Origin of the sequence: Mycobacterium sp. JS623 (assembly GCF_000328565.1) — a bacterium.
In the GTDB taxonomy this organism is placed as follows: Bacteria; Actinomycetota; Actinomycetes; order Mycobacteriales; family Mycobacteriaceae; genus Mycobacterium.
This window is the reverse complement of the sequence record NC_019966.1, coordinates 3917128-3936505: the sequence shown is the minus strand read 5'-3', so window position 1 is coordinate 3936505 and position 19378 is coordinate 3917128. Positions and strand designations below refer to the sequence as shown.

General features: G+C 65.5%; 16 protein-coding genes and 1 pseudogene. 7 read left to right on the top strand and 10 right to left on the bottom strand.

The window, feature by feature from the left end; translation table 11 throughout:
• Window positions 1–37: 37 nt before the first annotated feature.
• Window positions 38–235, top strand: a pseudogene (locus MYCSM_RS36095) (DUF4185 domain-containing protein); the annotation flags it as partial.
• Between the two features lie 2 nt (window positions 236–237).
• Here the strand turns inward: MYCSM_RS36095 and MYCSM_RS19310 are convergent.
• Complete coding sequence (locus MYCSM_RS19310) at window positions 238–981, bottom strand: 3-oxoacyl-ACP reductase family protein (RefSeq protein WP_015307844.1); 744 nt, start codon at window positions 979–981, stop codon at window positions 238–240.
• 67 nt (window positions 982–1048) lie between these two features.
• Here MYCSM_RS19310 and MYCSM_RS19305 point away from each other — a divergent pair, with 67 nt between their 5' ends.
• From MYCSM_RS19305 to MYCSM_RS19295, 3 genes are read left to right on the top strand one after another with little or no spacing between them, the layout of a single operon-like run.
• Window positions 1049–2146: an NAD(P)H-dependent amine dehydrogenase family protein gene (locus MYCSM_RS19305; RefSeq protein ID WP_015307843.1), complete on the top strand. Its 1098-nt coding sequence runs from the start codon at window positions 1049–1051 to the stop codon at window positions 2144–2146.
• Between the two features lie 60 nt (window positions 2147–2206).
• On the top strand, window positions 2207–3955 hold the full coding sequence (locus MYCSM_RS19300) for an Hsp70 family protein (RefSeq protein ID WP_015307842.1): 1749 nt from the start codon (window positions 2207–2209) through the stop codon (window positions 3953–3955).
• A 10-nt stretch (window positions 3956–3965) separates the two neighbouring features.
• Window positions 3966–5747 carry an acyl-CoA dehydrogenase family protein gene (locus MYCSM_RS19295; RefSeq protein ID WP_015307841.1) on the top strand — a complete coding sequence of 594 codons (1782 nt, stop codon included), beginning with the start codon at window positions 3966–3968 and terminating at the stop codon, window positions 5745–5747.
• A gap of 14 nt (window positions 5748–5761) precedes the next feature.
• Here the strand turns inward: MYCSM_RS19295 and MYCSM_RS19290 are convergent, their stop codons facing one another.
• Together MYCSM_RS19290 and MYCSM_RS19285 are read right to left on the bottom strand one after the other, a co-directional pair.
• A complete protein-coding gene (locus MYCSM_RS19290) occupies window positions 5762–6055 on the bottom strand; it encodes a hypothetical protein (protein WP_015307840.1) in 294 nt (97 codons plus the stop codon).
• Complete coding sequence (locus MYCSM_RS19285; RefSeq protein ID WP_015307839.1) at window positions 6046–6672, bottom strand: DJ-1/PfpI family protein; 627 nt, start codon at window positions 6670–6672, stop codon at window positions 6046–6048. Before MYCSM_RS19285 ends, MYCSM_RS19290 begins: the two co-directional genes overlap by 10 nt.
• Window positions 6673–6842: 170 nt before the next feature.
• On the opposite strand from MYCSM_RS19285, the gene MYCSM_RS19280 reads away from it, so the two are divergent.
• Together MYCSM_RS19280 and MYCSM_RS19275 are read left to right on the top strand one after the other, a co-directional pair.
• Window positions 6843–8528: an acetolactate synthase large subunit gene (locus MYCSM_RS19280; protein WP_015307838.1), complete on the top strand. Its 1686-nt coding sequence runs from the start codon at window positions 6843–6845 to the stop codon at window positions 8526–8528.
• A gap of 46 nt (window positions 8529–8574) precedes the next feature.
• Window positions 8575–9537 carry a GlxA family transcriptional regulator gene (locus MYCSM_RS19275; RefSeq protein WP_015307837.1) on the top strand — a complete coding sequence of 321 codons (963 nt, stop codon included), beginning with the start codon at window positions 8575–8577 and terminating at the stop codon, window positions 9535–9537.
• Here MYCSM_RS19275 and MYCSM_RS19270 read toward each other — a convergent pair.
• The gene (locus MYCSM_RS19270; protein ID WP_041312411.1) at window positions 9534–10622 is read right to left on the bottom strand and encodes an SAM-dependent methyltransferase; all 1089 of its coding nucleotides are present in this window, start codon (window positions 10620–10622) and stop codon (window positions 9534–9536) included. The two genes, MYCSM_RS19275 and MYCSM_RS19270, sit on opposite strands and share 4 nt — an antisense overlap.
• A 180-nt stretch (window positions 10623–10802) precedes the next feature.
• Between MYCSM_RS19270 and MYCSM_RS19265 the strand changes: the two genes are divergently transcribed.
• Window positions 10803–11531: an SHOCT domain-containing protein gene (locus MYCSM_RS19265; RefSeq protein WP_015307835.1), complete on the top strand. Its 729-nt coding sequence runs from the start codon at window positions 10803–10805 to the stop codon at window positions 11529–11531.
• 15 nt (window positions 11532–11546) lie between these two features.
• On the opposite strand, the gene MYCSM_RS19260 is transcribed toward MYCSM_RS19265, so the two are convergent.
• The 6 genes from MYCSM_RS19260 to MYCSM_RS19230 all read right to left on the bottom strand — a co-directional run bounded on the left by MYCSM_RS19260 (window position 11547) and on the right by MYCSM_RS19230 (window position 19364).
• The gene (locus MYCSM_RS19260; protein ID WP_015307834.1) at window positions 11547–12614 is read right to left on the bottom strand and encodes a hypothetical protein; all 1068 of its coding nucleotides are present in this window, start codon (window positions 12612–12614) and stop codon (window positions 11547–11549) included.
• Between the two features lie 29 nt (window positions 12615–12643).
• Entirely contained in the window at window positions 12644–13612 is a 969-nt protein-coding gene (locus MYCSM_RS19255; protein ID WP_015307833.1) for an antibiotic biosynthesis monooxygenase, read from the bottom strand.
• An 18-nt stretch (window positions 13613–13630) separates the two neighbouring features.
• A complete protein-coding gene (locus MYCSM_RS19250) occupies window positions 13631–16348 on the bottom strand; it encodes a molybdopterin-dependent oxidoreductase (RefSeq protein WP_015307832.1) in 2718 nt (905 codons plus the stop codon).
• Window positions 16345–17169: an FAD binding domain-containing protein gene (locus MYCSM_RS19245; RefSeq protein ID WP_015307831.1), complete on the bottom strand. Its 825-nt coding sequence runs from the start codon at window positions 17167–17169 to the stop codon at window positions 16345–16347. Before MYCSM_RS19245 ends, MYCSM_RS19250 begins: the two co-directional genes overlap by 4 nt.
• Window positions 17170–17617: 448 nt before the next feature.
• Window positions 17618–18247, bottom strand: a complete 630-nt coding sequence (locus MYCSM_RS19235; protein WP_015307829.1) for an MBL fold metallo-hydrolase — start codon at window positions 18245–18247, stop codon at window positions 17618–17620.
• Window positions 18248–18272: 25 nt separating this feature from the next.
• Window positions 18273–19364: an S-(hydroxymethyl)mycothiol dehydrogenase gene (locus MYCSM_RS19230; protein WP_015307828.1), complete on the bottom strand. Its 1092-nt coding sequence runs from the start codon at window positions 19362–19364 to the stop codon at window positions 18273–18275.
• Window positions 19365–19378 lie beyond the last annotated feature (14 nt).

Genomic DNA, 19378 nt, shown 5'->3' with positions numbered 1-19378 from the left:
CAACCTGACCGGGCCTCGGCGCACCAGCCGTTGGGGCCACTCCGAGAACAGGGTCGCCCAACTCTACGGCGGCTATCTGCTGCCGGGCTCGCGCTTCGACATCCAGGGCGGGGTCGGCGTCGTGGTGTCCCAGTGGCATACCCACGCCGGATGGCCTTATCGCGCAATGCAATTCAAGACCGCACTGCGGGACACCACGAAAGCCGTGCCACCGCCGGACCCGATCAACCTGTGAAACTAGACGGTGATACCGCCGTCGACGTTCCAGTTGGCGCCGGTCACATAGGACGCTTCCGGCCCTGCCAGATAGCTCACCGCGCTGGCGATGTCGCTGGTCTGACCGTAGCGTCCCAGAGACGTCAACGGCCTTGCCCAATCAGCGAATTCGCCCTCTTCGGGGTTCATGTCGGTGGCGATAGGGCCGGGCTGGATGTTGTTGACGGTGATGCCGCGCGGGCCGAGCTCGCGCGCCAGCCCCAGGGTGAGGCTCTTGACGGCGCCCTTCGTCATGGCGTACACCGCGAGGCCGGCAACGGGTACCCGGTCGGCGTTGACGCTGCCGATGTTGATGATCCGGCCGCCGTCGCCGAGGTGAGGAAGCGCCCGCTGGACCGCGACGAAGACGGCGCGAACATTGACGGCCACCAATCGGTCGAACTCCTCCAGCGGGAAGGACTCGGCGTCACCGACGTACGCCACGCCCGCGTTGTTGACGAGGATGTCCAAGCCACCCAGCTCGGCGACGGCGTCGTCGACCGACCGGGCAACCTGCTCGGGGTCGGCACTGTCTGCCTGGATGGCGACGGCCGTTCCGCCCGATTCGGCGATCTGTGCGACTAGCTTCTCGGCGTCAGCGGCCGAGGCGCCATACGTGAAGGCCACGGCGGCGCCGTCGGACGCCAGCCTTCGGACGATTTCTGCCCCGATGCCGCGTGACCCGCCGGTTACCAGTGCTCGTCGTCCACTCAGTGTTGTAGTCATGCCTTCCTCAAGGCGGATCGCGGCAAGAACATTCCCGGTGTGACGACCAACGGTTACCGGCGCGCCTATGGTGAAGGCCGTGAAGCTAGGAGACAAGAAGCGGGTCGTCGTCTGGGGCACCGGCTTCGTCGGCCGGATGGTGATCGCCGAGATCGTCAAGCATCCGCTGTTCGAACTGCTGGGTGTCGGGGTGAGCAACCCGCAGAAGGTCGGACGCGATGTCGGCGAAATCTGTTCTCTTGGAGACAAACTCGGGTTGGCTGCCACCGACGACGTGGACGCCCTGATCGCGCTGAAACCCGACGCACTGGTGCATTACGGCCCCACCGCCGCGCACGCCGAGGACAACATCGCGCTGATCACCAGGTTCCTACGGGCCGGCATCGACGTGGTCTCCACCGCGATGACACCCTGGGTGTGGCCCACCATGCACCTCAACCCGCCGAACTGGATCGAGCCGATCACCGTGGCATGTGAACTGGGCGGGTCATCCTGCTTCACCACCGGCATCGACCCGGGGTTCGCCAACGACTTGTTCCCGATGACGCTGATGGGCCTGTGCTCGGAGGTCCGCAAGGTGCGCGCGTCCGAATTGCTGGACTACACCAACTACGAGGGCGACTACGAATTCGAGATGGGCATCGGCAAACCCCCCGAATACCGCCCGCTGCTGGAGAACCGCGACATCCTGATAATGGCCTGGGGCGCAACGGTTCCGATGATCGCGCACGCGGCAGGCATCATGCTCGACGAGATCACCACCACGTGGGACAAATGGGTGACACCCACCGAGCGCAAGTCGGCCAAGGGCATCATCGCGCCCGGAAACGTTGCGGCCGTGCGGTTCACGATCAACGGCGTATATAAGGGCGAGACCCGCATTCAGCTCGAGCACGTCAACCGAATCGGCATCGACGCCGCGCCGGACTGGCCATCAGGCACCGACATCGATGTCTATCGCGTCGACATCGAGGGCACGCCCAGCATCTTTCAGGAGACGGCGTTCCGATTCACCGACGGTTCGGGGCGGGACGCCGCCGCCGCAGGCTGCCTCGCTACCGGCCTGCGGGCGCTCAACGCCGTTCCGGCGGTCAACGATCTTTCGCCAGGCTGGGTGACAGCTCTGGATCTACCACTGATTCCCGGTGTGGGCACCATTCGCTAGTAACGCCAGCGCCGTCAGTAAAGATGGAATACCGGATAAGGTTCATCGAGACGGAGTGACATGTCTGACGGGGTAGGGCTGTCGGTTGGCGCCACCAACCTGACGGCCGTGGTAGTGGGCCGGACCGCGGTGACGCGGTCTCCGGTGGTGACGCTGTACCCGCACAGGCCGCCCGAGGTGGGCGTGCCCAGCGAAAACCCCAACCTCACCGAGCGCGGCCTGATCATCACCGACTTCGTCGACCGCGTTGGCGACCCCGTCGGGATCGTCGCCGCCGACGGCTCCTCACATCTGGCCGACAAGGTGCTCGCCGACGCGTTGCGCGCCATGCTCTACACCGTCGGCCAGCGGCCGGCGGGACCCGTCGCGGTCACCTACCCCGCCCATTGGCGACCCGCGGCCGTCGACGCGCTGCGCACCGCCCTGGCCGCGGTGCCGGAGTTTCAGCAGGCACCGCTGGTCTCCGATGCTTCCGCAGCGCTCACCGCATTGCAGGACGATCCCGGCGTGCCGACCCGCGGCGTGATCGCGCTCTGCGATTTCGGGGGCACCGGCACCAGCATCACGCTCGTCGATGCCACCAACGGCTTCGCGCCTGTTGGCCCGACCGTTCGCCACACCGACCTGTCCGGCGATCTCATCGACCAGGCGCTGCTGACCCACGTCATCAACGACCTGTCGGCCGCGGGCACCATCGATCTGTCCGGCACCTCGGCCATCGGCTCGCTGAGCCGGCTGAGGGCCCAGTGCCGCGGAGCCAAGGAGCGGTTGTCCACCGCGGCCGTCACCTCACTTGTGGCCGAGTTGCCCGCGCACCGCAGCGATGTGCGGCTGACCCGCACCGAACTCGACGAATCGATCCGCGCGCCGCTTGCCGAATTCGTCGCGGTGGTGCAGGACACCGTGGAGCGCAACGGAATTCGCGGCGCTGATCTCGTCGCCGTAGCGACCGCGGGTGGTGGGGCGCGCATTCCGATCATCACCACCACGCTGTCCGAACACTTTCGGGTGCCCGTCATCACCACGGGGCAGCCCGAGTTGGCCGCCGCGATCGGCGGCGGGCTGCGGGCGGTGCGCGGCACGGTCGAGGAGGGTGCGACGTCGATGGCGGTGGTACCCGGCGTCGCGGCCGCGGCAGGCGCGGCCACCGCGATGGCGCCCGAGGTCGGCGCGCAGGACGCGGGACCCGCGTCGAGCACGTTTCGTGCGTTGGCGTGGTCGGACGCCAACGACGTCCCCGATGTCGCGCCAGCTGAGTCGTATGACTACGCCGCACCCGTCGACGGCGGCTATGACGCGCGCCCGCAGATGCAGTTCGACCATGAGCCATATGAGCACGATGCAGCGCCGCTTCCGTGGTACCGCAAGCCTGCGCTGGTGCTGGTCGCCGGGGCGCTGGCGCTGCTCGCGGCGCTCGCCGCTGCGGTGCTCTTCGTGATGCGTGGCGACTCGACGCCGACGCCGGCGTCGACGACCGGCCCCGTCACAACCACCACCACGCCGGCCCTCACCACCACCGCGGCCGCACCACCCCCAGAGACGCAGGCCCCCGCGCCGCAGACGCGCGCGCCGCAGACTCGCACCGTGACCCAGCAGGCACCGCCTCCGCAGACCGCGACCGAGGCTCCGCCGCCTCCGCCGCAGACGACCGAGGCGCCGCCGCCACCGCCGCCTACCTCGGAGGCACCGCCGCCGACCACGGAAGCTCCGCCGACGTCGCAGCCGCCCGTGTGGAGCCCGACCGCGCCGTACCCGACGATCCCCGGCCTGCCGTGGGTTCCCGCGCCGCAGATACCGGCGCAGCCCTAGGCTCGCCTGCATGACGCAGACCTCATCCCCCGGTCGCTCCGCTCCTGCCCGCCGAACCGACGGCTTGCTCTTCGACCCGAACACCTACGACCCGCAGCAGTTCGACGAGGAGACGCGGCGGCTGCTGCGCGCCACCATCGACTGGTTCGAGGGCCAGGGCAAGAAGCGCATCCTGGACGACGACCTGGCTGCGCAGTGGCCCGCGGACTTCGTCGACTTCGTCAGGCGCGAGAAGCTGTTCGCGACGTTCCTGACGCCGTCGGAGTTCGCCGACGGCGACCCGAACAAACGCTGGGATGCCGCCCGCAACGCCGCGCTTTCGGAGATCCTCGGGTTTTACGGGCTGACGTACTGGTACACCGAGCAGGTCACCATCCTGGGCCTCGGACCGATCTGGCAGAGCGAGAACAAGGACGCCAAGCTCAAGGCCGCTGACGACCTGGATGCCGGCCAGGTGATGGCCTTTGGGCTGTCGGAGCGGGCTCACGGCGCCGATGTCTACAACACCGACATGGTGCTGACGCCGGCCACCGAGGAGGACCGTGCCAACGGCATCCGGTATCGCGCCTCGGGGGAGAAGTACTACATCGGCAACGGCAACGTCGCCAGCATGGTGTCGGTGTTCGGGCGACGCGGCGACGTCGAGGGCCAGGACGCGTACGTGTTCTTCGCCGTCGACAGCCAGCACGAGAACTACCACTTGCTCGACAACGTTGTGCACATGCAGATCTACGTCAGCACGTTCCGGCTGGAGAACTATCCGGTGCGTGAATCAGACATCCTGCACACCGGTGTGGAAGCCTTTGCGGCAGCACTGAATACGGTCAACGTTGGCAAGTTCAACTTGTGCACGTGCACGATCGGCATGACCGAACACGCCTTCTACGAGGCGATCACCCATGCGCAGAACCGCATCCTGTACGGCAACCCGGTCACCGACTTCTCCCACGTGCGAGCCAATTTCGTCGATGCGTACGCACGGCTGGTCGCGATGAAGTTGTTCAGTCAGCGCTCTGTCGACTACTTCCGCAGCGCCAGCCTCGACGACCGACGCTACCTGTTGTTCAACCCGATGACCAAGGCGAAGGTCACCATGGAGGGTGAGACGGTGCTGCGCGCACTGCACGACGTGATCGCCGCCAAGGGGTATGAGAAGAACACGATGTTCCGTGAGGTCTCGCAGTTGATCGGCACGCTGCCGCGACTGGAAGGCACCGTGCACGTCAACGTCGGCCTGGTGCTGAAGTTCATGCCGAACTACATGTTCAATCCCGCGGAGTATCCGGAGATCCCGACGCGCAACGACCCGGCCGATGACGTGTTCTTCTGGAATCAAGGACCGACGCGCGGCGCAGGCAAGGTGCAATTCGCCGACTGGAAGCCGGTCTACCAGAAGCACCTGGGCATCGCGAACGTCGCGCGGTCCTACGAACAGGCTCGGGCGTTTTCGACGCTACTCGCGACCGCGGCCCCCGATGCGGATCAGCAGAAAGATCTTGACTTCATGCTCAACGTCGGGCACCTGTTCTCACTGATCGTCTACGGCCAACTCATTCTGGAGCAGGCCGCGCTGACCGGGCTTGATGACGACATCGTCGATCAGATCTTCGACTTCCAGGTTCGTGACTTCTCCACGTATGCCGTTGCGCTGCACGGTAAGCCGAGTTCAACGCAGGCCCAGCAGGACTGGGCCATCGGCGCCATCCGCAAACCGGTGTCCGACGCCGACCGCTTCAACCGGGTATGGGAGCGCGTCAAGGCCTACGACGGCGCATACGCAATGCGGCCCTGATGGGGCTCATGTCGTCATCTTCGGCGCACACCCGTCACCGCTGAGCGCGGCAACCTGCCTGCCTTCGAGTGGCCCGCCAGCCGGTCGCCGTCGACCACGACATCGAACTCGAGGTTGAGCCGCATCGGCTTGGTCACCGACTGGCGCCAGGTAACCCGTTGTCCCGCAACGACGATGTCGCGCAACGGCACTATCTCGCCCTTGCTGGTCGCCGTACCCGTCGCCCCGTCCTCGTCGAATGTGTACACGACGGCCAGCGACCCGATCGGCGTCTTGATCGTGACGTCCCAGATGCCGGTCAGCGCCACACCGTTCCCCTTCGCTCGTAGGCGAACAACGACTCGACGGCCAGCGCAACGCGCGGGCCGTAGCTTCGCCGCAGCAGATGCAATGCGAGGTCCAGGCCCGAGGTCACGCCGCCCGCGGTGACCAGATCGCCGTCGTCTACGACGCGCGCATGAACGACGTTGACGCCGGTGGCCTCCAGCACGTCCATGCCGAGGTGATGAGTGACGGCATGCCGACCCTCGAGCAGTCCCGCCATCGCGAGTGCGAGCGATCCTCCACAGACCGTGGCGACGGTGACGTCGGGATTGGCGATCGCCTTCTGTATCAACGGGACCGCGGCCGTCTCACCGAACCGCGCCAGCAGGACCGGAATCGTATCGATCTCGTCGGGATCGCCGTCGATGGGACCGCTGGCGCCGGGCACGATCACGTAGCCAGGTTTCGCCGGATCGAGTTGTGCCGTCGCGTTCAACACCATGCTGCGGGTCCCGCTGACCACCGGTCGCGGCCCCTCGGCCGAGACCAGTTCGACGTCCAGGTCACCGCCGACCTCCTCGCTGCCGGCGGCCAGCACCTCGAACGGGGCGATGGCATCGAGCGGGTCGAACCCGTCGAACAACACAATCTGTGCGTGCATGTGCTCATCGTCGGGCGGGCCGACAGACGGCGACTAGCGGTTAGACGGCCATTGCTCGCCGAGATGTGGCCACCAGTGCGGCCGTGGCCAATGCGACAAATGTGTCGGCCTCGACGTCACGGTGAGTGATGCGATCAATGCCCTGGTGCCGGGGCGGGGCGCCGACCACTATGGGGTGGGTGACTACAGGTGCACATGTCGTGATCGACGGACTGATCGCCGGGGGAGTCGACGTCTGCTTCGCCAATCCCGGCACATCGGAGATGCATTTCGTCGCCGCGTTGGACTCTGCTCCGCAGATGCGCGCGGTGCTGTGCCTCTTCGAAGGCGTGGTGACGGGCGCCGCAGACGGGTATGCCCGCATCGCGGGTAAGCCCGCCGCCACCCTGCTGCATCTGGGGCCGGGGATGGCGAACGGGTTGGCGAACCTACACAACGCCCGTCGTGCGGGTAGCCCAGTGATCAACATCGTCGGCGATCATGCGACCTACCACCAAAAGCTCGATGCGCCACTGCAATCCGATATCGACGCGTTGGGACACTGGCTGACCGGCACAGTGCATCGGCCCGCTTCGACCGCTGAACTCGCAGTGACCGTTGGGCGGGCCATCGCCTCCGCCAGTCTCGGGTGTGTCTCCACGCTGGTCTTGCCAGCCGACCTGTCGTGGAGCGAAGTGGAAACCGACGCGCCTCCGTCGACGCCACTGAGCAATCTTGAGCGGGACATCGTTCGATTCATCTCGCAGGGCTACTCCACGCTCGAGGTCGCCGAGAAGCTGACCATGTCGGCCAGGACAGTCGAAGGGCACCTGTACCGCGCGATGACGAGACTCGGCCCGCGCAGTGAGTGGCCGGGTGGGATGCGCGAGTCGGCTGACGTCGACGTCGCTGGTGCCGCTGAATTGCTGAAAACGTATGGCGAGAAAGCGATTCTGTTACTTGGTGGATCTGCCACCTCCGCGTCCGGGCTGCGCGCCGCCGCGCGGATCTTGGCCGCCACAGGCTCCCGGGTTCTGGTCGAAACGTTTCCCGCCCGGCTGGCCCGGGGTCGAGGTGTCCCGGATATCGCGCGCCTGGGCTACTTCGCCGAAATGGCGCAGGAACAGCTCAGGGGCGCAAGGCATTTGATCCTGGCCGGCGCGCGGTCGCCCGTGGCCTTCTTCGCGTACCCGAATCTTCCTGGGGATCTGGTGCCCGGTGGCGCAAAGGTGCACACGGTCGCGGCCGAACAGCTGCAGGCGATCGCCGATGGCCTTGGCGCGCCTGAGCTTGTCGAGTCGCTCGCCGGCACGCCGCAATTGCCCAGCGGGCCACTGCGATCCGACAACTGGACGTCGGTGATCGGCGCACTGTTGCCCGAGAACGCGATCATCTCCGACGAGGCCAACACCAGTGGGCTGCTGCTACCCGATGCGACTGCCGCGTCACCACCCCACGACGTCCTCACACTGACTGGTGGTGCGATCGGCCAGGGCCTACCGGTTGCGGTCGGCGCCGCCGTCGCTGCGCCACACCGGCCCGTCATCGCGCTGCAGTCCGACGGCAGCGCGATGTACACGATTTCGGCGTTGTGGACGATGGCTCGCGAACAACTCGACATCACCGTCGTCATCCTCAACAACCGGGCCTACGCGATCCTGCAACTCGAGTTGCAGCGCGTCGGCGCGACAGCCGGCGGCCCCAAGGCGCAGTCGCTGCTCGACCTGTCCAATCCGGGCCTCGACTTCGTGGCCATCGCCGAAGGGTTTGGCGTTCCTGCGAAGCGCGCCATCACGGCCGAAGAGCTCGGGACCCACTTCAGCGCTGCGATCGCCGAACCAGGACCACACCTGATCGACGCCGTGTTGGCCAAATAGCCCACGATCGCCATGATATTGCCACCGCAGCTGCTAGGGTCTGTCCGTGCACACCGTCGCGGTCCTCGCCTTGCCGGACACGATCGCATTCGACTTGAGTACCGCGGTCGAGACCTTCGGCCGGGTGCAGCTGCCGACCGGTGGGCCGGGATATCGCGTGCTGGTCTGCGGCTCCGAACCCGTCGTCGCCGCGGGACCGATGCGCATCGCGACCGACCACAGCATCGACGCCGCGGCGGAGGCCGACACCATCGTCGTTCCTGGCCGCAACGACGTGACCGTAGCCACGCCCGAACCCGTGCTGCGGGCGCTCGACACCGCGTATGCCGCAGGGGCCAGAATCGCCTCGATCTGTTCAGGCGCGTTCAGCCTGGCCGAAGCCGGGCTGCTCGACGGAAGACGTGCGACCACTCATTGGCTCGCCGCCGACCGGTTTCGCGCCACGTTCCCCGCGGTGAACCTCGATCCCGACGTTCTCTATGTCGACGAAGGCCAACTGCTGACATCGGCAGGCGCATCGGCAGGCCTGGACCTGTGTCTGCACATGGTTGCTCGTGACTACGGTGCCGCGGTGGCGGCCCACGCCGCACGGCTTGCGGTCGCGCCCTTGCACCGCAGCGGAGGGCAGGCGCAGTTCATCCTACGAAACATGGCCACCGCCAAGCATATTGCCGAACGCACGGAACTCGACGATGTGTTGGCATGGATCGAGCAGCAGGCGCATCGTGACCTGACGCTCGGTGACATCGCCAAGCGCGCCGCCATGAGCGTCCGCACGCTGAACCGCCGATTCCAGGCCGAGACGGGCCAGACGCCGATGCAGTGGGTGACCGGGGTGCGCATCCGGCACGCTCAGCAGCTACTGGAGAGCACCGCCCACGGCGTCGAAAAGATCGGCCGCGACGTCGGATTCAGCTCGCCTGCCAATTTTCGGGAGCAGTTCCGGCGGCTCACCGGGGTGGCGCCCCAGAGCTACCGCAACACCTTTCGCGACCGAATGGCGGGCTAGCGCGCCTTGGGCCGCTTCCACAGCACCACCTGAGCCAGCGGAATCTGCATCTCCTCCGGCTCGGCGGCCATCCGCCCCGCGACGCCGGCCTCCAATCGATCGATGAACTCGCCACACCGCGGGTCGCTTCGGCCGCCGTCGAGCGCGCTGGCCAGCGACGGGAACACCGACGCCCTCGCGAATGCCGCCCACTGCGCGCCGAAAGCCTTGGCGTCCCGGTCAACTCGGTACTGGGACCAGAACCGGTCCTCGGCGTTGAACACCTCGAGGTGCTCGATTTCGAGCCGCTCGAATCGACCCTTGGGTGCAAACGGTAACAGGAAGTCCGTGGCACAGCGGGAGACCATCGGGATGCACATGCGGCGCACCTCGTCGTCGGTGATCAGCCCCTGCGCCACCAGGTCGGCGAGCTCGGCGAGCATGCCGCGGAACAACGGCCGGTGGCCGAATTCCCCGTCATCGCCAACGGCCGTCGTCAACACCACAAGTCGGCCGCCGGGGCACAGTTCGCGACCGCGAAATGCGACGAACTCATGCCAGTCGAATGCCGCCTGTTTGGCGTAGGCCGCCTTCACGTTCTCGTCGCCGCTGAAGGCGACCTGTAAGTGGTCGGGCACCGGCGCCGGAACCTTACCGAGCCACTGGATCGCCCACGACGACCAGCCCAGGTTCACACTGTTGGACGGCAGAATCTGGGTGTAAAACGACCGGCCGATCGCCGAGGCGAAGCTCGCCGCGTCCTTCTTCAGGTACGAGTCGGGGTCGTCGTCGAGCGTCTGGAACAACACCGTGAAGTCGTTCTCGGCCACATCGGTATGCGCCACCAAGATCGAGTGCTCGGGTCGGGTCCGCTTGCGTGCCACCGCGATGGCGGCGCAGATCGGCAGCAGCGAGTTGTGCCCGGTGGACGCGCCGTAGTCGGCGATCACGATCGGTTGCGGCGGCTTTGGTAGCGGGACGGTGTTAGCCGCATCCTCGAAAAGCTTTATCGCCCCCGACAATCCGGCCGCCTGCAGCCGCGAGCTCGCGGTATAGGAACCGCTGTCCATCGGCTCAGGCCGCACGACGATGCTGGATTCGGGCACACTACGACGGTAGCTCGCGGCTGCGGCCTGCGCCGACGAAGGCCCGGGTTCAGTCTGCCGTCGGGAAGCTCGCCCGATCAGTTGCACGGAGCGCTCCCGCAGCCGCCGGCCCTTCTCCAGGGGCCGGCCACGTGGCTGATTGGCGCCTCGGCGCAAACCGAGGCATGACAGACTGCACGCATGCGCAAACAGATCGGGCCTCGCGTCGCGATGGTTTCCGCTGTTGTGGCGTTGGTAGTCGGTGGCGTTGGGCTTATCGCGATGCTGATGCTCAACGCGTTCGTCCTCGACGAGTACGACGCCTACGGAGAGGTGCCCGTCCCCGGCTCGACCAGCCTGCACCTGCCGGCCGGTGAGATGACTGTCAGCTTCCACACGATGGTCACGGGCAGCCCCTCGAGTGGGTTCCCCATCCCGGATCTGAAGTTCTCAATCACGCCGCAGCAGGGCGGTGCCAAACCCGAAGTGACCGAAAGTGTCGGCGGCACAACGACGGTCAACAGCGATACGCACGTGCAGGTATGGCTGGTGCAGGTCCCACAGGACGGCACCTACGACATCGTCACCGACGGAAACGTCAACGGCTACATCAGTCCCCGGCTCGCGTTCGGCCATGGCAGTTCCTACGGGTGGCTGACGTGGCTGTTCGGCGGGATCCTTGCGCTCGGCGTGGTGGAGCTCATCGTGGCATTGTTCTGGTCGGCCCGCTCGGCCAAGGCGGCCACACCACTTCTGCCCGACGAGGCTGTCCACCTCGACGAGCCGGCGTTCAGTAGCGGATCGGGCTTCACGCCGACCGATCAGGGCGTGCGTCTCGAGCAGCTTCGGCAGCTTGCCGCTTTGCGTGACTCGGGCGCGTTGACGGAAGCCGAATTCGAGAACGAAAAGCGCCGCATCCTCGACAGCTAACCAGAACCGCCCCGGTCAGAGCACGGGACAGCTCGGGACGGCGTCCTCCAACGAGGCGGGACCTCTGCCCTTGGCGGGGTCGGTCTTCCACGGCCAGTCATTGGACCGGAACGGCGCGAGGCTCGGCAGCACTGCCTGTAGACCCCGGTTCGCCATCTCGCGTTGGATAGCCGCGCGCCCGCCGCCACCGAGTAGCTCGACGTCCATTGCGAAGAAGTCCCGGAAGAAGACCATCCCGAGGGAGCGGTCGGCGACGATGCGGGCCAGCACGTCGAGCAACTTTTCCGGCGTGGTCTCGAATTCCGCGGTCTCGACGAGCAGCAGCCGTTCACCCATGGTTTCGGTGCCCATGAACTGCACCAGGATGCTGTAGAGGATGTTGTTCTGGCGCGTTACATACATCGTGTTGTTCACGGCGTAAGTCGCGTCCCAGTCCTTGCCGAGCTTGTTTTTCCACCCCTCGACGACGCTCATCCAGTGACTCACCTGAGCGCTCGACGCGATGCCGATGCCCCTGACCGAGTAGGGCGTGGTGCCGCGGATGTACTCCTCGAGTTGGCCGTAGGTGTAGGTGCCTGCGGCTAGGCAGTCGTCCATGAAGGCCAGGTTTCGCTGGAGGATGGTGCGCAGCACCTCGCGGTCGTCGTCGGACAGATCCAGCGCCTCCAATCCGTCCAGGGCACTTTGATTCTGCGCCCGGTACATCTGAAGCGGGGCGCGCCACAGCTGATTTGCGCGTGGGTCGGACAGATACGGCGCGACAACCTCATAGATGGCCATCGAGCTGTGGCCCACCGACTTCGCGAGCTGGTAGGTGATCGGCACGGGCGGCGCCACCTCTGGGGGCTGACCGGGCGGGTACAGAATCAGCTGGCCGCCTTGGCCGCTGAACAGCGCCACGATGATCGGCACGCGTTCACGCATATTGTGTTTGAACGTCGCAAGGGACTCGTCGTACAACTGCATCATCGACGAGTTCAGTGTCAGGATCGCATGTTCGGCGACCTGGCGAGCGCTTGCGGGAGGCCGTGCGTCGAGGACAGGCTGCATGAAATCCGGTAGTCCGCCGTTTGATTCACTCATGCTGATCATTACTCCTTTTCTTGGCCTGATTAGGGCACGGACCAGAACTTCCAGACGAGGCCGAAGACCACCGCCCAAAACAACAGGGAGGCAGCAACAATGGCAGCGCCTCGAAGATTTGTCCGTGACTTTGGCTCGTCCGCCCGCGGCCACAGGAAGTGTTTGAGCAGTCGGTTGGCGTAGAACGGCATTGTCACGAAGGTGAGGATGAAACTGGAGAACAGGTTTCCCACTAAGGTGCCCAGAAAGACGGGCAGGTGCAACGACGACAGGGCAAGCATGATCATCATCGCGGTGGGATAGATGCCCACCCAGACCGCAAAGGACGTCTTGATGTCCGATGGTGGCGGCACCTGGTTGCCCTTGTCGTCGAAGGCGAACCAGCTGCCGAACGAGTTGTCCACGGTTCGTAGCTGGAAATCGCGGAACTTCGCGCCTTCCTCGAGCAGTCGCTCCCGTTCGTCGGAGGTGAGCCACGCTTCGAGGTGTGCGACGTTGTCGTAGCGGTACATCGCCGTCCACTCGTCCTGAACGCCTTCCACCGGTCGGAACAGCTCGGTGCCGTGGTAGCCGTCAAACTTGCTTTCGGCCAACCGAAGTCGCTCCTGCCACGCGAGAAACTCGTCGACGTCATCTGGCTCGACGCGGTGGGTCGCGACCACGGTAACCAGTTGGTCCGCGACTTTGGCCGCGCCCCCGACGATCTGCTGTGTCGGCGGCCCGTCGAAGTACTGTGCGCCGACCTCCAGCCCCGCCAGCCGTGTGGAGCTGTTCAACCACGCTCGCAGGTTGGCGATGGTATCGAAGCGGTAGATCACCAACCAATCCGGCTGAGCCGCGATGGGTGGGTTGACCTCGGCACCGACGAATCCCGGATAGCCCGATGCGGCTTCATTCACCTCGTGTTGCCATGCCAGGAATTCCTGTTCGACGCCGGGACGTACACGCTGGCCGAGGATTACCGTGACAGCGCTATCGGTGACATTCTGTGTAGTCATGGACGTCGCCCCGACCCGCTAGGTCGTCGGCACCAAACGGCTGTCCGACAGGCGGCTGTATATCCGTTGAGGCGACAGCGGCAGCGAGCGGTAACGAACGCCGGTCGCGTTGGCGACGGCGTTGGCCAATGCCGGCGCCACCGGGTTGATGCAGCACTCCGCCATTCCCTTGGCACGCATCGGGCCGACCGAGTCGGAAGAGTCGACGAGCAACACCTCGGTGCGGGGAGCGTCGGCGTAAGTCGGGATTCTGTAGTTGCGTAGGTTCGGATTCATCATCACGCCGTCGGCGTCGACCTGGAAGTCTTCCGTCAGCGCGAAGCCGATACCTTGTGTCACACCGCCTTCCACCTGTCCGCGCACTTGCACCGGGTTGATCACGACACCGGCGTCGGTGGCTTGCACACTGTAAAGAATGCGGATCTCGCCGGTGATCCGGTGCACGGCGACCCGGAACCCGTGGGTGTTCGACGTGACGCTGCGTGGTGACCCGTATGCTTTGCGCGCCTCGGTCAACCGGATGCCACGTACGCGGGCCACCTCGAGGAGCTCGGCCAGCGACATCCGCTCGCCGCCGCAGATGACGCCGTCGTCGTCCATCGCGCAGTCGGCCGCCTTGCAATTCATGTGTGTCGCTGCGACTTCGAGTATCCGGTCGCGCAGGGCGGTTGAGGCCCGCTGCACGGCATTACCCGCGACAAACAGCCCGGCGCTTGCGAACGCGCCCGTGTCGAACCCGGTTCGGTCGGTGTCGGATTGCACCAGATGGATGCGCGACGGCGTGGCACCAAGCACGGTGGCCGCGATCTGCACGTGGGCGGTCGAAGTGCCTTCACCGAATTCGACAGTGCCGACCGCGATCTCGTATGTGCCGTCGTCTCGGAGTGTCGCCCACGCGTCCGAGATGTGATCGGTTGGCGGCGCCGTCTCGTGCAGCGAACTCGCCACACCGGTGCCCACCATCCAGTCGTCGCCGAGGACTTCTCCGTTGGTGTGGTGCCGCAGCGCCTCGTCGACGAGATCGATGCACCTGCCCAGGCCGTCTTCGGTGAACTCGACGTCGTCGGGATGATCGTCGATGGCAAGCAGCGCGTCGCCCGGCCGGACGATGTTGCGGCGCCGCAGCTCAAGCGGATCGAGACCGAGGGCAATGGCCAACTCGTCCATCGCTGACTCCACCGCGAACGCCGGCTGGGTCATGCCGTACCCGCGCAGCGCACCACTGGGCACGCTGTTGGTGTAGACCGAGTACGCGTCGAATCGCTTGTTGGCGCAACGGTATATCGCGATGGCCGCACCGGCAGCAAACAAGGTCTCGCCGCCATGGTTGCCGTATGCGCCGGTGTTGGACATGTTGCCGAATTGCACGGCGGTCAGGGTGCCGTCGGCGCGGGCGCCCAGCCTGACCGTGATCTTCATCGGATGCCGCGGTGATGCGGTGGTGAACTCCTCTTCGCGGGTGTACTCGAAGCAGACCGGGCGCCTGGTGTCGAGGGTGGCCAGCGCGACCAGATCCTCGGAGATTACCTCCTGCTTACCGCCGAAGCCACCGCCGACCCGCTCACAGAAGACGCGGACCTGATCCGGGCGCAGGCTGAACAGATAACACAACTTGACTCTCGCGATCGACGGCGACTGCGAGCTAGTGCGCACGATCAACCGGTCGTCTTCCATCCACGCGATCGACCCGTGCGTTTCCAAATGGGCGTGCTGGACCCGCGGCGAGAAGTACGTGCCTTCGTGGATCACTTCGGCTTCTGCGAAACCCGCTTCGATATCGCCGATCTCGCCGTGCAACTCCAGCAGGATGTTGCGTTCGGGATCACGGACGAACGGGTCGTCGTATCCGTGTAACTGAGGAGCGCCGGGCGCCATCGCCTCCTCGGGATCGAAAACCGCTGGCAGCAGCTCGTATTCGACGACGACCTTGCTGCACCCCTCTTCAGCGGCGGCCACCGAGTCGGCGAGAACGGCAACCACGCGCTGGCCGGCGAACCGGACGACGTTGTCGAGGATGTAGGTGTCGTCCGGGTCGACGAGGTGATCGGTGTGGATGGCCGTGGTGTATCGCTTGCGCGGGACGTCTTCCCACGTGTACACGCGATGCACGCCTGGCACGGCGAGTGCGGCCGACTTGTCGATGGACACGATGCGGGCGTGCGCGTGGGGCGAGTGCAGCACCTTGAGATGCAGCATGCCTTCGATCTCGGTGTCCATGGTGAACTCGACTCGTCCCGTCACCACGTCAGTGGCGGCGGGCGCGCCGACGCTGGTGCCGACGGCCTGGCCGGGTAGCGCCTGCTCGATACCGGTGACGCCGTTGATCGCGTCCTCGATGGCGCGATAACCCGTGCAGCGGCAGAGGTTTCCCTTCAGCGCGCGCGGTAGGTCTTTCTTCTGCTCGTCGGTGAACGTCGCGGATGTCATGATCATCCCCGCTGTGCAGAAACCGCACTGAAACCCGGGGGCATCGCGGAACTGTCGCTGCAACGGATGCAAGTTTTCCGGTGTGCCGAGGCCCTCGATCGTGGTGACCTCGCGGTCCTCGGCGCGGAAAGCCGGGGTGATGCAACTGTGGACGGGGACACCGTCGAGCCACACGGTGCAGGCGCCGCAATCGCCTCCGTCGCAACCCTTTTTGACGCCGTGCCATCCGAGCGAGCGGACGAACGTCCGTAGGCACTGGCCGGGTTGCGGTTCCGCATCGAAGCTCTTGCCGTTGATGGTGTAACTCATCGCGGGGCTCCTGCCGCCAGGTCCATCCGGATTTCCTCTGCGTAGTGCTTGGCCAGGTGATGGCGGTGGTCGGGGCTTCCGTTCGGATCGTCGAACCACACGTCGTCGGGCAGCGCATCGATGCGTGCCTGCAGTTCGTCGGCGTCGGGCACGGCGTCGAAGGCCAGGCGGATCGGATGGGTGGTCGCCGCGGTGATCGTCAGCAATAGGTCGGCGGTGTCGGGGGATTGGGTGCCGATCATGAAGATCGTCGACCGGCCCAGTTTGGTCAGTGTGAAGTGACGGTGCGCATGACGCTTGCGCAGCGCATGGATGGGGATGTCGATTTTTCGGAGCAGTTCGCCGGGAGCGAGCACATTTGCGTGGTCTCCAGTGACAAAGTCGACGGCCTCGACAACGCGTTCAGAACCGTCGGCGGCCCACAGCGTGTAGGCGCCTTCCAGCGCCACCGTCATCGTGATCATCGGTCCCGCAGGCAATGACATGCAGATATTGCCTCCGACCGTGGCCGAGTTCCACACCTTGAACGACGCCAGGAAAGCTTCACAACTGGTGGCGAACAATGGTGCGGCGCGCCAATCGGGGCCGCGAAATGCGTACAACTGCGCGATGGTGCACGTCGCGCCGATCTCCAAGCCCGCGTCGCTGGCGTGAAGCGGATCCCACCTGAGCGCTTCGAGATCGATCAATCGTCTGACGGCAGGCTGTTTGTCGGAGAACAACCAGCTTCCGCCTGCGAGCCAGGCATCGCCGTCGCGCCACTGGCTCCCCGGTCGTTGCGCAGGGCGCCGGACCACGTCCTTGACGGTGTTCACGTCCATTGATGTGCTCCTTCGTCTCCCGGCAGAGCAGCCAGAGTGCTTTGCTGCAGCTTCGGCCCACGACGTGCTTGACGGCGCAAGAAATCACGGAGTCCGAAGCCCTGCACATCCCTGAGACGTCCCGGCTGCGGCGAAGATTAACATATGCGTTAATTAGCTGGCAATATCTCAACCCGGCGTTTCACAGCGCGGAGGTGAAAGTCAAAGCGCAGTACATCCGCTTGTTATTTCGTTCTGGATAGCGTTGCAGCAAAAGCGTAAGCGCGGCACAGCAAGCTCACGGAAAAGCCTCCACCGCACAGCGGGCGGAGCACGATCGTGGCATCGTCACGTCCGGCAGCGCGGCCGTGTCAGCCGAACGTATGAAAACGACTTTCTCGGACGCTTATTTGCTCGAAACGGCCCGCCATGCTGTGGGCGGCGTTACAGTGCGCGGCCCCGCCGAATGCTAGTGGCCGCGTGCCACCCAGTCGTCGTAATGCACGATCTCGTCGCCGATTGTGGTGGAGTCACCGTGGCCGGTGTAGACGACAGTCTCGCCCGGCAGCCTGCCCAGTCGGCCCCTGATCGACTCCAGGATCGTCGGAAAGTGGGAATACGACCGTCCCGTCGCACCTGGCCCACCCTGGAACAGGGTGTCACCGGAGAACACGGCATTGAGTTCGGGGGCGTGCCAGCACACTGACCCCGGCGAGTGTCCCGGGGTGTGGATCGCACGCAGTTCATGACCCGCGACGCGCAGCGTGTGGCCGTCGTCGACCGTGTGAAAGTCCTTGTCCGGATGCGTCATTCGCCACAGCACGTCGTCGGCCGGATGCAGCAGCACCGGGGCATCGAGCGCCTCGCTGAGCTGTGGTGCGACGGTCACGTGGTCGTTGTGCCCGTGTGTGCACACCACCGCAACGACGTGGCGACCGCCGACGGCCATCACGATCGGTCCTGCATCGTGCGCGGCGTCGAAGACGACAACCTCGGAGTCGTCGCCGACGAGCCAGATGTTGTTGTCGACTTCCCAACTGCCGCCGTCGAGTTCGAACGTGCCGTGGGTGACGACTCGCTGGATTGGGCCGCCGTTCATCGTCTTCTCCTCTTCGCGCAGGCGCTCATCGCTGGAGCACGACCACCGAGCGCAGCACCTCGCCGGCGTGCATTCTGTGGAAGGCGTCTTCGATGTCGTCAAGCCCGATGCGTTCGGAGACGAACTTCTCCAGCGGCAATCGGCCCTGTAGATACAAACTGATCAGGGTGGGGAAGTCGCGCTCGGGCAGGCAGTCGCCGTACCACGACGACTTCAGCGAGCCGCCCCGGGAGAAGAAGTCGATCAGCGGCATTTCCAGCTTCATGTCGGGTGTCGGAACACCAACCAGCACAACCGTTCCCGCCAGATCGCGGGCGTAGAACGCCTGCTTCCAGGTCCCCGGCCGACCGACCGCGTCGATCACGACGTCGGCGCCGTTGCCATCGGTCAGATCCTGAATCGTCGCTACTGGATCCAGCTCACGTGCATTGATGGTGTGCGTGGCGCCGAACCCGCGTGCCCAGTCGAGCTTCGTGTTGTCGGTGTCCACCGCGATGATTCGCTTGGCGCCCACCAACGCCGCACCCGCGATCGCGGCATCACCTACGCCCCCGCAGCCGATCACCGCAACAGTGTCGTCGCGGCCGACCGCGCCGGTGTTGACCGCGGCGCCAAGGCCCGCCATCACACCGCAGCCCAGTAGCCCAGCCACCGCGGGATCGGCCGCCGGATCGACCTTGGTGCACTGCAACTCATGCACCAGCGTCTTATCGGCGAACGCACCGATACCCAACGCGGGTGTGAGTTCGGTGCCATCGGTCAGCGTCATCGCTTGGGAGGCATTGAAAGTGTTGAAGCAATACCACGGCCTGCCCCGCTTGCAGGCCCGGCACTCGCCACACACCGCGCGCCAGTTCAGAATCACGAAGTCGCCGGGCTCGACGTGAGTCACGCCCTCGCCTACCGCCTCGACGGTGCCCGCCGCTTCATGCCCGAGCAGGAAGGGGAATTCGTCGTTGATGCCGCCGTCGCGGTACGTCAGGTCGGTATGGCAGACGCCGCACGCAAGGATCTCGACAACCACGTCGCCGGGTCCCGGGTCGGGAATGAGGATGTCCACCACCTCGACGGGATCGCCCTTTTTCCGTGAGATGACACCGCGCACCGTCTGAGTCATTCGTACAACCTAAT